The 13,038-nt window shown below is 64.1% G+C and carries 15 protein-coding genes; all 15 read right to left on the reverse strand.

Annotated elements, in window-relative coordinates:
* Positions 1-7: 7 nt before the first annotated feature.
* Positions 8-775 (reverse strand): flagellar type III secretion system pore protein FliP, encoded by a 768-nt coding sequence (gene fliP / locus ACQKPS_RS23630; RefSeq protein ID WP_427605709.1) that lies wholly within the window; start codon positions 773-775, stop codon positions 8-10.
* Entirely contained in the window at positions 775-1,221 is a 447-nt protein-coding gene (fliO, locus tag ACQKPS_RS23635; protein WP_254484337.1) for a flagellar biosynthetic protein FliO, read from the reverse strand. The genes fliP and fliO overlap by 1 nt, the downstream gene beginning before the upstream one ends.
* A 12-nt stretch (positions 1,222-1,233) precedes the next feature.
* Entirely contained in the window at positions 1,234-1,698 is a 465-nt protein-coding gene (gene fliN, locus ACQKPS_RS23640; protein ID WP_254484336.1) for a flagellar motor switch protein FliN, read from the reverse strand.
* 47 nt (positions 1,699-1,745) lie between these two features.
* Complete coding sequence (fliM, locus tag ACQKPS_RS23645) at positions 1,746-2,714, reverse strand: flagellar motor switch protein FliM (protein ID WP_054884190.1); 969 nt, start codon at positions 2,712-2,714, stop codon at positions 1,746-1,748.
* Positions 2,715-2,723: 9 nt separating this feature from the next.
* Positions 2,724-3,221 carry a flagellar basal body-associated protein FliL gene (gene fliL, locus ACQKPS_RS23650; RefSeq protein WP_254484334.1) on the reverse strand — a complete coding sequence of 166 codons (498 nt, stop codon included), beginning with the start codon at positions 3,219-3,221 and terminating at the stop codon, positions 2,724-2,726.
* A gap of 114 nt (positions 3,222-3,335) precedes the next feature.
* Positions 3,336-4,643 carry a flagellar hook-length control protein FliK gene (locus ACQKPS_RS23655; RefSeq protein ID WP_427605710.1) on the reverse strand — a complete coding sequence of 436 codons (1,308 nt, stop codon included), beginning with the start codon at positions 4,641-4,643 and terminating at the stop codon, positions 3,336-3,338.
* 70 nt (positions 4,644-4,713) lie between these two features.
* Positions 4,714-5,061 (reverse strand): Hpt domain-containing protein, encoded by a 348-nt coding sequence (locus ACQKPS_RS23660; protein ID WP_054887150.1) that lies wholly within the window; start codon positions 5,059-5,061, stop codon positions 4,714-4,716.
* 60 nt (positions 5,062-5,121) lie between these two features.
* On the reverse strand, positions 5,122-6,813 hold the full coding sequence (locus ACQKPS_RS23665; protein WP_427605711.1) for a SpoIIE family protein phosphatase: 1,692 nt from the start codon (positions 6,811-6,813) through the stop codon (positions 5,122-5,124).
* 8 nt (positions 6,814-6,821) lie between these two features.
* Positions 6,822-7,127, reverse strand: a complete 306-nt coding sequence (locus ACQKPS_RS23670; protein ID WP_176506610.1) for an STAS domain-containing protein — start codon at positions 7,125-7,127, stop codon at positions 6,822-6,824.
* A gap of 71 nt (positions 7,128-7,198) precedes the next feature.
* Positions 7,199-7,651, reverse strand: coding sequence for a flagellar export protein FliJ (fliJ, locus tag ACQKPS_RS23675; protein ID WP_427605712.1), 453 nt, complete (start codon positions 7,649-7,651; stop codon positions 7,199-7,201).
* Between the two features lie 6 nt (positions 7,652-7,657).
* On the reverse strand, positions 7,658-9,016 hold the full coding sequence (gene fliI, locus ACQKPS_RS23680; protein WP_254484324.1) for a flagellar protein export ATPase FliI: 1,359 nt from the start codon (positions 9,014-9,016) through the stop codon (positions 7,658-7,660).
* Positions 9,006-9,770 (reverse strand): flagellar assembly protein FliH, encoded by a 765-nt coding sequence (gene fliH / locus ACQKPS_RS23685; RefSeq protein ID WP_427605713.1) that lies wholly within the window; start codon positions 9,768-9,770, stop codon positions 9,006-9,008. Before fliH ends, fliI begins: the two co-directional genes overlap by 11 nt.
* 54 nt (positions 9,771-9,824) lie before the next feature.
* Positions 9,825-10,844, reverse strand: coding sequence for a flagellar motor switch protein FliG (gene fliG, locus ACQKPS_RS23690; RefSeq protein ID WP_054887156.1), 1,020 nt, complete (start codon positions 10,842-10,844; stop codon positions 9,825-9,827).
* Positions 10,837-12,612, reverse strand: a complete 1,776-nt coding sequence (fliF, locus tag ACQKPS_RS23695) for a flagellar basal-body MS-ring/collar protein FliF (protein ID WP_427605714.1) — start codon at positions 12,610-12,612, stop codon at positions 10,837-10,839. Before fliF ends, fliG begins: the two co-directional genes overlap by 8 nt.
* A gap of 15 nt (positions 12,613-12,627) precedes the next feature.
* Complete coding sequence (gene fliE / locus ACQKPS_RS23700; RefSeq protein ID WP_254484318.1) at positions 12,628-12,960, reverse strand: flagellar hook-basal body complex protein FliE; 333 nt, start codon at positions 12,958-12,960, stop codon at positions 12,628-12,630.
* Positions 12,961-13,038: the final 78 nt, after the last annotated feature.

The raw sequence follows: 13,038 nt of genomic DNA on the forward strand, positions 1-13,038 counted from the left end.
GGCAGCGTCACACGCCGCCGAAACTGCCGGCCAAGGTGCCCATGATCAGCGCCCAGCCATCGACCAGGACAAACAGCATGATCTTGAATGGCAGCGAGATGATCAGCGGCGACAGCATCATCATGCCCATGGCCATCAGCACGCTGGCCACGACCATGTCGATGATCAGGAACGGGATGAAGATCATGAAGCCGATCTGGAACGCGGTCTTCAATTCCGAGGTAACGAATGCCGGTACCAGGATCGTCAGCGGGACCTGGTCGGGGCCAGCGATGTCGGTGCGCTTGGACAGGCGCATGAACAGGTCGAGATCGCTTTGCCGGGTCTGCGCCAGCATGAAGTCCTTGAGCGGGCCCTGGGCCTTGTCGATGGCTTGCTGGGCGGTCATCTTCTCGCTCAGGTACGGCTGCAGGGCATCCTGATTAACCCGGTCGAACACCGGCGCCATGATGAACATCGTCAGGAACAGGGCCATGCCGGTCAGCACCTGGTTCGATGGTGTCTGCTGCAGGCCCAGCGCCTGACGCAGGATCGAGAACACGATGATGATGCGGGTGAAGCTGGTCATCAGGATGACGAACGCCGGGATGAAGCTCAGCGCCGTCATGATCAGCAGGATCTGCAGGCTGACCGAATACTCCTGCTGGCCGTCCGCAGTGTTGGACAGGGTGATGGCCGGGATCGACAGCGGGTCCGCGCCCTGGGCCAGCGGCGCTGCCAGCAGCAGCACGAGTGGCAACAAGGTGCTCAACAAAATGCGCAACGCGCCATTCATCACTTCTTGTCCTTCTGATCCTTGCCCATCAGCTCCATCAGCCGCTGGGCAAATTCTGGCGTCGCCTGGCGGGCGCTGACGGGCACTTCGACGGGTTCGGCCATGACATGCAAGGCTTCGATGCTGCCTGGCGTGTGGCCGATGAGGATCTGCTCCTTGCCGACCTGCACCAGCAGCAGCCGGTCACGCGGGCCGATGGCGCGGCTGCCGACGATCTCGATCACCTGCCCGCCCTTGGGCGTGGCACCCTGCATGCGGCGCAGCGCCCAGGCCAGGAAGAAGATCAGCCCCACCACCAGCAACAGGCCGAACACCATCTGCGCCAACTGCCCGCCCAGGCTGCCGGGCGCAGTGGCCTGCACCGTAGCCGGAGAGGCAGCAGGCGTGGCAGCGGCGATGGCCAGGTCGCTCACCAGCAGCGTGGCCAGGGCCAACACGGCCCGCATCGTGCCCTTCACTCAGCGCAGCTTCTTGATACGTTCGCTGGGGCTGATCACGTCAGTCAGGCGGATGCCGAACTTCTCGTTGACCACCACCACTTCACCGTGGGCGATCAGCGTGCCGTTGACCAGCACATCGAGCGGCTCACCGGCCAGGCGGTCAAGTTCGATCACCGAGCCCTGGTTGAGTTGCAGCAGGTTGCGGATGTTGATTTCGGTACTGCCCACTTCCATGGAAATGCTCACCGGAATATCCAGGATCACATCCAGGTTCGGGCCTTCGAGACTGACGTTCTCGTTTGGCCGCGGCGAGCTGGCGAACTCCTCCATCGGCAGGCGACCGGCACCCGGCTTGCCGCTGTCAGCGGCGAGCAATGCGTCGATGTCGGACTGGCCGGCATCACCGGTTTCTTCCAGGGCCGCAGCCCATTCATCGGCCAAAGCCTGGTCTTCAGGGGAAGTGATCTCGTTTTCGTTAGCCATGATGTCCTCGACAGGCATTCAATTCGTTGAGAGCGATCGGCACGCGTTCAGCGGCGTTCGATCGGGTCGATGATCTGCAGGGCCAGGTTGCCCTTGTGCGAACCCAGGCGCGCCTTGAACGACGGCACGCCATTGGCGCGCAGTACCAGGTGCTCGGGCAGCTCGACCGGGATCACGTCGCCGGCCTGCATGTGCAGGATGTCGCGCAGCTTCAGCTGGCGGCGGGCAACCGTGGCGGTCAGCGGCACCGAGACATCCAGCACGTCCTCGCGCAGGGCCTTGACCCAGCGCTCGTCCTGGTCGTCGAGGTCGGACTGGAAGCCGGCGTCGAGCATTTCCCGCACCGGCTCGATCATCGAATACGGCATGGTCACGTGCAGGTCGCCGCCACCGCCGTCCAGTTCGATGTGGAAGGTCGACACCACCACCGCTTCGCTCGGGCCGACGATGTTGGCCATGGCCGGGTTGACCTCGGAGTTCATGTACTCGAAGTTGACCGGCATGATCGCCTGCCAGGCCTCCTTGAGGTCGACAAAGCACTGGTCCAGCACCATGCGCACCACGCGCAGCTCGGTGGGGGTGAATTCGCGGCCCTCGATCTTGGCGTGACGGCCGTCCCCACCGAAGAAGTTGTCCACCAGCTTGAACACCAGCTTGGCGTCGAGGATGAACAGTGCGGTACCACGCAGTGGCTTGATCTTGACCAGGTTGAGGCTGGTCGGCACGTACAGCGAATGCACGTACTCGCCAAACTTCATCACCTGCACGCCGCCGACAGCCACGTCGGCAGAGCGGCGCAGCAGGTTGAACATGCTGATGCGGGTGTAGCGGGCGAAACGCTCGTTGATCATTTCCAGGGTCGGCATGCGACCCCGCACGATCCGATCCTGGCTGGTCAGGTCGTAGCTTTTGATGCTGCCAGGCTCGGCAGCGCTCTCGGTCTGTACCAGCCCATCGTCGACGCCATGCAACAGGGCATCGATCTCATCCTGGGACAGCAGGTCCTGTACGGCCATTGCGGACTCCTACTGCAATACGAAATTGGTGAACAGCAACTGGTCGACCACCGGCCTGCCGACTTCCTTCTGCGCCACTTCCTGAACCACCGCGGTGGCTTTCTGACGCAGCATCTCCTGGCCCACCGAGCTGGCCGCCAGGGTGTCGAAGCCCTGCCCGGAGAACATCATCACCAGGTTGTTGCGGATCACCGGCATGTGCACCGTGAGCGCGTCCAGGTCGGCCTGACTGCGGCCTTGCATGGTGATGCTCAACTGCATGTAGCGCTGGCGGCCGTTCTGGTTGAAGTTGACCACGAAAGCAGGCGCCAGCGGCACGTAGATCGCCGGGGCCTTGGCGTTGGTGGCGGCTGCTTCCGGGGCGGGTGCCGATTCATTCTTGTGCATGATGAACCAGGTGGCGCCCACCGACAGGCCGACTGCCAGCAACAGGGCCAGCACCAGCAGCAGGATCAGCTTGAGTTTGCCTTTTGCGGCGGGGTCTTTCACTGCGTCGCTCTTCGCCATGCCAATAATCCGTCGTCCATCGGGGTTTCAAAGAAGGATGACGTGGCTTGAGCAAGTGTTATGCCAGATTTGTCAGGATGTGTTTTTCAGGTGCCCGCGAAAAAGGCCAGTACGTCAGGCGTAGTAATCGACAGCACTGTCGCCAATCACCACCTGCTGCTCGACAGCCCGGGTATGGTCGCCCGCCCCACTCTGTTCGCCCTCGCCGCCCTGCGCCCGGCGCGCAGCCACCCCGGACAACTGCGAGCCGTCCTGCTGCGCCTGTTGCTGTTGCTGGCGCGACTGGTCGGCAACGTTGACGTCCGGCTGCGCCAACCCCTGCTGGGCAAACAGCTCGCGCAGGCGATACACCTGGCTATCCAGCGCATCGCGCACTCCGGCATGGCCGCTGACAAAGGTGATTTGCGTGGACTGGTCGGTCGCCACGTTGACGCGAATATCGAGGCGGCCGAGCTCAGCCGGTTCCAGCTGAATATCCGCCGACTTGAGGTTCTGGCTGGACAGGTACATGACCCGGTTGACCAGGCCTTCGGCCCACGCGCCCTGATTCATCTGCAAAGGCTGATGCAGCGGATTGGCATTGACAGGCACGGCATTGGCCGTCTTGGCAGTCACTGCCTGGGTAAGGCTGGCCAGGCGATTGGCGAAGTCATCGACGCGGGTATCGCTGCTGGCGCTCTTGGTGTCCTTGAGCCCGTCTTCAAGCAAGCTAGCGAACGCCTTGTCGCCGGTCTCGGACTTGCCAGCCTCGCCCTCGACCTTGTCGATCAGGGTCGCCAACGGATTGACGGCCGCCTGACTGTCGTCGGGCTGGGTTTTGCCAGGCTCTGCAGCGTGCGTCGACGTCGTGCCTTTGGCCTGGGCGCTCTGCTCCAGGGCCAGACGCAACGTCGGCAGGTTGGCCAACGGGTCGGCATCCGGGTCAAACGCCTCGGTCTGCGGCTGTTCCGGCAGTGGCTGTGCAACCTCGGCCACGGGCGGCTGCTGGATAGCCGCCTGCAACACTGGCGCCACGGCTTCGGCCTGGGCTTGCAGCAACTGCGCGCCGGGCTGCGCGTCGGTCACCTGGCCCGCCACCAGGCTGGCGTCGAGCGACCCGACGTCACTGGGCACGGCAACGTCGGCCGTGGCAGGCGGCGCTTCGTCTGCTGGCAATGTGTTGCCGTCATCGGCAACCGCCGGTTTGTCGGCGGCCTCTTTGTTGCCGCCCTGGGCAACGTCAGGCTTGTCCTTCGCGACAGGCTGGGCCGCCTTGTCGTTGCGTACAGGCGCCTTGTCACGCCCCTGCCCGGCCATGACCTGATCGAAGCCGCTACCCGCCCCGCCCCCCGCCTGCAGCGGCTTGTCCACCCGCGAGGAGCCCGCGCTCGACGGCTTGCTCAGGGTGTTGGCTTGCAACAAAGGGTTGGATGCGACAGGCATTGAGCGGTCTCCGCGCCAGAAACTGGAATATCATCTGGCACTGAGAGGCAAAAGTCGCGCCAACTTGCCATCAGCTCGCCGAAACGCGCTCACGCTCGCCACGATAGAAGCCTTTCACCTCCAGGTACTCCTGGTCGATCCGGTTGATCAGGTCTTCGATGCCATACAGCGGCCGCTCTTTGACGCGCTCCTCCAACTGCTGGCACAACCGGGAAAGGCCAACGGCGCCCATGTTGCTGCTGCTGCCCTTGAAGCTGTGCGCGGCCATGCCGAGCTCATCGGCGCTCTTGGCCTCATGCAGCTGGTTCAAACGCTGTTCGGAGTCTTCCAGGAAGGTGTCCAGCAGCTGCAGGTAGCCATCTTCCATGACCTCCTGCAGGTCGCTGAGCACCTTGTGGTCAATATGCATGTCAGTCACTTGCTCACTCCTTGATCAAGCCGGATTATGCCTGAGCCGCCCTGCGGCCCTCCAGACGCATCACCAATCAAACCGCACGCGGGCGCAGCGGCCGCCTTCGCACCACTCGGCATGGCTGCCAAGCCGCCGCACCAGGTGCAGCCCGCGTCCGCTCAACGCCTGCTCCAGCGACGGACGCGACAACACACGCTGCACATCGAACCCCGCGCCACTGTCACGGACCTCGATGGTGAGACGCCCGCCCGGCCCCGAGGGTTCAACCTTCAAGTCGATACGCACGAAGCCTTCGGCCAGGGTCGCCAGGCGCCGGGCGCGCTCCTCATAGTAGTCGGCAAAACTCTGCACATCCCGTTTGAGCTGCGAATCCAGGCCCAAAACACCATGTTCCAGCGCATTGCTGAACAGTTCACTGAGCACGTTGTGCAAAGCGCCAGTGTGCGGCCGCAGGCCATGAATCTCCTGCAACAACTGCACCAGGTAAGGCACCGGGTTGAATCGCTTGAGGCTTTCACCGCGCAGCTCGAACGCCAACGCCCAGTCCAGCGGACTGGAGCGCCCACTGTCGGAATACAGGGTCGGCGCGGGCACCCGGTCCTCGCCACTGAACATGCGTATGTCGCACAGGCTGATGTCATCCCGGGGACTTCCGCCAAAACGCGCCAGGGCCTGCATCACCTCATCGAACAGCAGCGCCGGATCACGATTGGCGGCCAGCACCTCGCGCAAGCGCTCGACACCGAACAGGCGCTCGTGCTCGTCGGCGGTATCGACCACGCCATCGGACAGCAGCAACAGCCGCTCACCTGCCGCCATCGGCAGCAGTTCGGTGCTGTCATCGAAGCGCTCCGGCGCGAGGATGCCCAGCGGCAGATGACGTGACCGCAGCCTGCCAAGCACGTCGCCGTCTACCGACAGCCGGTAGCCATCCGGCATGCCACCATTCCACACCTCCACCGCCCCGCGCTGCACGCTCAGGTTGAGCAGCAGCGCACAGCAGAACATGTCCACCGGCAGGATGCGCTTGAGCTTGGCATTCATCTCGCGCAGCATCTGCGCCAGGCCGTAGCCCTTCGCGGTCATCCCATAGAACACTTCCGCCAGCGGCATTGCACCTACCGCCGCCGGCAAGCCATGGCCAGTGAAATCCCCCAGCAGCACATGCATGTCACCGGCCGGGGTAAACGCAGCCAGCAGCAAGTCGCCATTGAACAAGGCATAGGGAGACTGCAGGTAACGGATGTTCGGCGCGGTGATGCAGCCGGAATGCGCGACCTTGTCGAACACCGCCTTGGCTACCCGCTGCTCGTTGAGCAAGTGGTGATGGTGGCGGGTGATCTGGTCACGTTGTTCGAGCACGGTTGCCTGCAAACGGCGCAGGCGGTCCATGGCGCGGATCTTGGCTGCAAGAATCACCGCACTGTAGGGCTTGGCCATGAAGTCGTCACCGCCGGCCTCCAGGCAGCGCACCAGGGCATCCTCTTCGCTCAGCGAGGTCAGGAAGATGATCGGCACCAGCGCCTCGCCGGCCAGCGCCTTGATCTGCCGCGCCGCCTCGAAACCATCCATCACCGGCATCAGGGCGTCGAGCAACACCAGTTGCGGACGCTGCTCGGCAAACAGCGCCACGGCCTGCTCGCCGTTTTCCGCGGTGAACACATGGTGGCCCTGGCGACGCACGATCTGCGCCAGCAGCAAGCGGTCTACCGCACTGTCCTCCGCCACCAGTACGGTCAACGCATGCTCGGCCGGCATCTGGACACTCAACTGATATCGAACAGTTTTTCGAAATTGGAAATGGCCAGGATCTTGCGCACGTCGGAGTTGGCATGCACGACGCGCACGTCCGAATCGTCACCGCCGGCATGGTCACGCAACAGCAACAGCATGCCCAGCGCAGAGCTGTCCAGGTAGGTAGCTTCCTTGAGGTCGACCACTACCGAGTCGGGCTTGTTCTCTTGGCGCTCGTAGGCATCACGGAATTCCTGATGCTTGCCAAAATCGAAGCGCCCCTTGACCTTGATCGTGAGCTTTTTCCCGTCCTGCGAAAAATCAGTCTCGACTGCCATGCTAGCGATTCCTTCGATGATGGCGAATGCAACTCTTCAAGGTTTAGCAGCCCGGGGCTGGACTATCAAGGTTACAGATGGCCCTGGCGCGGCAACCGCTGCGACAACTCGTCCAGCAAGCGCTGCTCACGCTTGTCCTCAGCCCGCCGCGCCTCGTCCAGGTAACGCTGCACCAGCTTGCGCAGCCCTTCCACCCGGGCATAGGCTTGCTGCCAGGTGCCACGGGCATTCTTCAGGTTGTTCTCATGCCAGGCCAGGCTCTGCCGCTGCTGGGTCATGGCCGTTTCCAGCTGGGCCAGGAAGCGCTGATAGTTGAGCAGCCAGCTGCCATTCACGCCCTGCCCGCCACGGTTGATCCACTGCGCCTGGTACCCTTCGCGGAACGATTCCAGCTCGGCCAGCTTGGCCTGGGCCTGGACCACCTGCTGCTGGAAGTGCCCCACCCGCTGGGCAGCCTTGCGCTCAGCCTCTTCGGCCATGTCGACCACAGGGGCCAGGCGCGCTGCGCGACCGGACAAGCTCATGGGCTATCAGCCCTTGGCCGGGGGCGTGAAGATCGCCCCCAGTTCGTCGCGGCTCTGGCCCATGCCGACATTCTCGTCCAGGCCCTGGCGCAGGAAATCCACCAGTTTGGGCTGCAAGGCAATCGCCAGGTCGGTTTCCGGATCGCCACCGGCGACATAGGCGCCCACACTGATCAGGTCACGGCTCTGCGACAGGCGCGACCACAGCTGCTTGAACTTCTGGGCCTGGCGCAAGTGGTCGGCATCGACCACTTGCGGCATGACCCGGCTGATCGAGGCCTCGATGTCGATGGCCGGATAATGGCCTTCCTCGGCCAGGCGCCGGGACAGCACGAAGTGGCCGTCGAGCACACCCCGCGCCGAGTCGGCGATCGGGTCCTGCTGGTCGTCACCCTCGGACAACACCGTATAGAACGCCGTGATCGAGCCGCCACCGGGCTCGCCGTTACCCGCGCGCTCGACCAGCTTGGGCAGCTTGGCGAACACCGACGGCGGATAGCCACGGGTGGCCGGCGGTTCACCGATGGCCAGGGCAATTTCGCGCTGGGCCTGGGCGAAACGGGTCAGCGAGTCCATCAGCAGCAGGACGTTCTTGCCCTTGTCGCGGAAGTACTCGGCAATGCGTGTGCAGTACATGGCGGCACGCAAACGCATCAGTGGCGCATCGTCAGCAGGCGATGCCACCACCACCGAGCGCTTGAGCCCTTCCTCGCCGAGGATGTGCTCGATGAACTCCTTGACCTCGCGCCCCCGCTCGCCAATCAGCCCGACCACGATGATGTCCGCCTCGGTGAAGCGGGTCATCATGCCCAGCAATACCGATTTACCCACGCCAGTACCGGCGAACAGGCCCAGGCGCTGGCCGCGTCCGACGGTGAGCAAGCCGTTGATGCTGCGAATGCCCACGTCGAGCGGCTTGCTGATCGGGTCACGGTTGAGGGGGTTGATGACCGGGCCGTCCATCGGCACCCAGTCTTCGGCGCGCATGCCGCCCTTGCCGTCGAGGGCGCGGCCGGCACCGTCGAGGACCCGGCCGAGCATGCTCATGCCCATGGGCAGGCGGCCACTGTCGTCCAGCGGCACCACGCGGGCACCCGGCGCGATGCCGGCAATGCTGCCCACCGGCATCAGGAATACCTTGTTGCCGGCAAAGCCCATCACCTCGGCTTCGACCTGCACCGGGTGGTAGCTGTCGTCGTTGATCACCAGGCAACGCCCGCCCACCGCAGCGCGCAGCCCTTCGGCTTCGAGGGTCAGGCCGACCATGCGCAACAGGCGGCCTTCGACCACCGGCTGTACCGGCAGCCCGATCGCCTCGGCGTAGCCACCCAGGCGCTTGCCAAAGCTGGTGCGGTCAAGGCGCATCGCGGGCGTCCAGTTCGATCGACAGGTCTGGTGTCGCCGGGTGCAGGGCCTGATCGTGCAGCTGGTCGAACAGTTGCGCCACGGCTTTCTCGATGCGCGTCTCCATGGTCGCGTCGATGCGGCTGTGCAAGGTCTCGATGCGGCAGCCGCCCGGCAGCAGGGCCTCGTCTTCGAGCAGCTTCCAGCGCTCCTCATGGCGTTCGCGCAACGCCTTGACCTGCTCGAAGTCCTGCGGGTTGAGGTGGATGCGAATGTTGTCGGCGCCCATCGGCAGCAGCTTCAGCGCCTCGCGCAGCACCCGGGTGATCTGGCTGGAGTCGCTGCGCAGTTCGCGGCCGATGACCTGGCGCGCCATATGCGCAACCAGATGCACCAGGCTGCGTTCGATCTGCGTGTCCTGCTCGGCGATCGGCTCCAGCAAGTGCCCCATCAGTTGCTCCAGGCTGGCCAGCTTGACGGCGAGCGCCTCCTCGGCCTCCTGGCGCACCTTCAGCTGGGTGCTGTGGAAGCCCTCGCGCTCGCCGGTGGCGAAGCCTTCGTTGTAGGCCTCCTGGCGGATCGCTTCGAGTTCTTCGAGGGTCAGTGGCTGGACTTCTTCCAGCGGTACTTCCTCGACTTCCTCCTCGATGACTTCCGGCTCAGGCTCGGGTTCCGGCTCAGGCTCCGGGTCGAAGCTGGGCAACGCCCAGACATCGAACCCCTCGAGGTCGCGGGCGCGGATCAGGTCGCTGGGATGGGATTCTTTGGTGGGCATGTTCTCAGCTACTCAAAACCAACAAGGCCCCTGCATCTGTCAGGGGCCTGTGAATCAGATCATTTCCTCGGCACCCTTGCCGCCGAGCACGATCTCGCCGGCCTCGGCCATGCGGCGGGCGATGGTGAGGATTTCCTTCTGCGCCGTTTCCACGTCGCTCACGCGCACCGGGCCCTTGGCCTCGAGGTCGTCACGCAGCAGCTCGGAGGCACGCTTGGACATGTTCTTGAAGATCTTGTCCTTGACCCGCTCGTCGGCGCCCTTGAGCGACACCACCAGCACGTCGGAGGAGACTTCGCGCAGCAGCGCCTGGATGCCACGGTCGTCGACGTCGGCCAGGTTGTTGAAGACGAACATCAGGTCTTCGATCTGCTCCGACAGGTCGCTGTCGATCTCGCGGATCGCGTCCATCAGCGCACCTTCCACCGAACTGTCGAGGAAGTTCATGATGTCGGCGGCGCGCTTGATGCCACCCAGGGTGGTACGCGCAGCGTTGGAGTTGCCCGAGAACTGCTTCTCGAGGATCTGGTTCAGCTCCTTGAGCGCCGCCGGCTGCACGGTATTGAGCGACGACACGCGCAGGACGATGTCCAGGCGCACCTTGTGGTCGAAGTTGCTCAGCACTTCACCGGCCTGGTCGGGGTCGAGATAGGCGACCACGATGGCCTGGATCTGCGGGTGCTCGTAGCGGATCACATCGGCCACGGCACGCGGTTCCATCCACTTGAGGCTGTCCAGGCCGCTGGTGTTGCCACCGAGCAGGATGCGGTCGACCAGGCCATTGGCCTTGTCCTCGCCCAATGCCTGGTTGAGCATCTTGCGGATATAGGCGTCAGAGCCCACGCCCAGGCTGGTCTGGTCGCCGACGATCTCGACGAACTCGCTCATCACCTGCTCGACCTGCTCGCGGTGCACGGTGCCCATCTGCGCCATCGCCACACCGACCCGCTGCACCTCCTTCGGGCCCATGTGTCGCAGCACTTGTGCAGCATCAGTCTCACCGAGCGACAGCAGCAGGATAGCGGCCTTGTCGACCCGGCTCAGCTTGGCGGTAATGGCTCGATTGTCACTCATCGGCGTTGATCCACTCTTTGACGACCTGGGCTACGCGGCCCGGATCTTCGGCCACCAGGCCTTTGATTGCGTTGAGCTGTGCTTCGTAACCCTCGGTCGGGCTCGGCAACAGAATGCTTGACGGGCCACCGAGGCTGACACGGTCGTTGGCCAGTTCGCCATCCAGACCGATCATCCCGCCCAGTTCCATGTCGCTGTCCGCAGCAGCCTGCTTGCCGCCACCGGTGATGTTGTTGAGCACCGGACGCAGCACGCCGAACACCAGCACCAGGATGAACAGCACGCCCAGTACCTGCTTGACGATGTCCCAGAACCACGGCTGCTGATAGAACGCGATATCGGCGATCTCTTCGCCACGGTCGGCGGCGAACGGCACGTTGATCACGGTCACGCTGTCGCCACGGCTGGCATCGAAGCCCACCGCGTCCTGCACCAGACGCGTGAAGCGCGCCAGGTCTTCGGCTCCCCATGGCGCACGCGTGGTTTCGCCATTGGCACCGACCTTGACCTGGTCGTCGACCACCACCGCCACCGACAGGCGGGTCAGGCGACCCTGCTGCTGACGGGTGTGGCTGATCGAACGGTCCAGCTCGAAGTTCTTGGTGGTCTGCTCACGCTTGTCCGACGGGTACGGCGCCAGCATCGGCTGGCCGGTGGCCGGGTCCATGATCTGTTGACCATTGGCATCCACCAGCGGCTGGCCAGGCTGGATGGCAGTGGCCGCCCCGGCGGTACCCCCGGTGGTTTGCGGCGCCGACGCCGGCCCTGGTGGCTGGTTGCTCAGCGCGCCCGGCACGCCCTGCGGGCCTTGGCTGCTGGCGCGCTGTTCGTTGACCGCCTGCTCGCTGCGCAGCGCCGGCTGGTCCGGGTTGAACTGTTCGGAGGTCGACTCGACCGCACTGAAGTCCAGGTCGGCGGAGACCTCGGCCTTGTAGCGGTCATTGCCCAGCACCGGCTGCAGGATGTTGTGCACACGCTGGGTCAGCATGCCTTCCATGCGGCGGCTGTAATCGAACTGCTTGCCGGCCATGGTCAGCGCGGTGTCCTGCAACTGGTCGGAGAGCAGGTTGCCGCGCTGGTCGACCACGGTCACTTGCGACTTGTCCAGCTCGGGCACACTGGTGGCGACCAGGTTGACGATAGCCATGACCTGGCCCGCTTCCAGCGAACGGCCCGGGTACAGTTCGACCAGCACCGAGGCGCTGGGCTTGCGCTCGTCACGCACGAACACCGAGCTTTTCGGAATCGCCAGGTGTACGCGGGCGGCCTTGACGTTGTTCAGGCTGGAAACGGTTCGCGCCAGCTCACCTTCCAGGCCGCGGCGATAGCGAGTGGTTTCCATGAACTGGCTGGTGCCCAGCCCCTGTTCCTTGTCGAGCAGCTCGAAGCCGACAGTGCCATCGCTCGGCGCCACGCCGGCAGCCGCCAGCTTCAGGCGCGCACGGGAGAGGTCGTCGGCCTTGACCAGCAGAGCGCCGGAGTTGGGCTCGACGTGATAGGGGATGTCTGCAGAGGCCAGGGTATCCATGACCTGCTTGGTGTCCATGCCAGCCAGGCTGCCGTACAGCGGCCGGTAGTCCGGTTGTTGCGACCACAGCACCACGGCGAAGCCGATCGCCACGCTCGCTGCCAGTCCGACCAGCAGGCCGACCTGACGCAGCATGGGCATCTGCGAGATGTTTTCCAGGAACGCCATGTTCAGGAACGGTGGCTTGGAACCTGGCGCACCGCTCTTGGCGGGGGCGTTATCGACGACTGCTTCAGCCATGACTTACTTCCGCCCTCAAACCGGCATCTGCATGATGTCCTGGTACGCCTGGACCAGCTTGTTGCGTACCTGGGTCAATGCCTGCATGGATACACTGGCTTTCTGCGAGGCAATCATCACGTCGGTCAGGTCAACGCCGCTCTTGCCGATTTCGAAGGCATTGGCGAGCTGGGTCGACGCCTGCTGGGTCTCGTTGACCTTGCCGATGGCCTGGCCAAGCATGTCGGCAAAGCTGCTTTGGCCAGGCGCCAGTTCGGGGGCGACAGTGGCTTTGGGCAACGACATGGCATCGGCCTGCATGGCCCGCATGTCCAACATCAGACGATTGAATTCAACACCTTGGCTCATGACCTTCTCTCTCCGGCGGCCGCATTTTTTTGACACTCATGCGGCGGATAGCGCTGAACTAGCAACTCATGTGCCAGC

Origin of the sequence: Pseudomonas sp. NPDC086566, assembly GCF_050280885.1 — a bacterium.
Classification (GTDB): domain Bacteria; phylum Pseudomonadota; class Gammaproteobacteria; order Pseudomonadales; family Pseudomonadaceae; genus Aquipseudomonas; species Aquipseudomonas vlassakiae.

Excerpts from the sequence above, each read along its gene's own strand:
- fliP (WP_427605709.1), bottom strand. The coding sequence starts at position 775 with ATGAATGGCGCGTTGCGCATTTTGTTGAGCACCTTGTTGCCACTCGTG.
- fliO (WP_254484337.1), bottom strand. The coding sequence starts at position 1,221 with ATGCGGGCCGTGTTGGCCCTGGCCACGCTGCTGGTGAGCGACCTGGCC.
- fliN (WP_254484336.1), bottom strand. The coding sequence starts at position 1,698 with ATGGCTAACGAAAACGAGATCACTTCCCCTGAAGACCAGGCTTTGGCC.
- fliM (WP_054884190.1), bottom strand. The coding sequence starts at position 2,714 with ATGGCCGTACAGGACCTGCTGTCCCAGGATGAGATCGATGCCCTGTTG.
- fliL (WP_254484334.1), bottom strand. The coding sequence starts at position 3,221 with ATGGCGAAGAGCGACGCAGTGAAAGACCCCGCCGCAAAAGGCAAACTC.
- ACQKPS_RS23655 (WP_427605710.1), bottom strand. The coding sequence starts at position 4,643 with ATGCCTGTCGCATCCAACCCTTTGTTGCAAGCCAACACCCTGAGCAAG.
- ACQKPS_RS23665 (WP_427605711.1), bottom strand. The coding sequence starts at position 6,813 with ATGCCGGCCGAGCATGCGTTGACCGTACTGGTGGCGGAGGACAGTGCG.
- ACQKPS_RS23670 (WP_176506610.1), bottom strand. The coding sequence starts at position 7,127 with ATGGCAGTCGAGACTGATTTTTCGCAGGACGGGAAAAAGCTCACGATC.
- fliJ (WP_427605712.1), bottom strand. The coding sequence starts at position 7,651 with ATGAGCTTGTCCGGTCGCGCAGCGCGCCTGGCCCCTGTGGTCGACATG.
- fliI (WP_254484324.1), bottom strand. The coding sequence starts at position 9,016 with ATGCGCCTTGACCGCACCAGCTTTGGCAAGCGCCTGGGTGGCTACGCC.
- fliH (WP_427605713.1), bottom strand. The coding sequence starts at position 9,770 with ATGCCCACCAAAGAATCCCATCCCAGCGACCTGATCCGCGCCCGCGAC.
- fliG (WP_054887156.1), bottom strand. The coding sequence starts at position 10,844 with ATGAGTGACAATCGAGCCATTACCGCCAAGCTGAGCCGGGTCGACAAG.
- fliF (WP_427605714.1), bottom strand. The coding sequence starts at position 12,612 with ATGGCTGAAGCAGTCGTCGATAACGCCCCCGCCAAGAGCGGTGCGCCA.
- fliE (WP_254484318.1), bottom strand. The coding sequence starts at position 12,960 with ATGAGCCAAGGTGTTGAATTCAATCGTCTGATGTTGGACATGCGGGCC.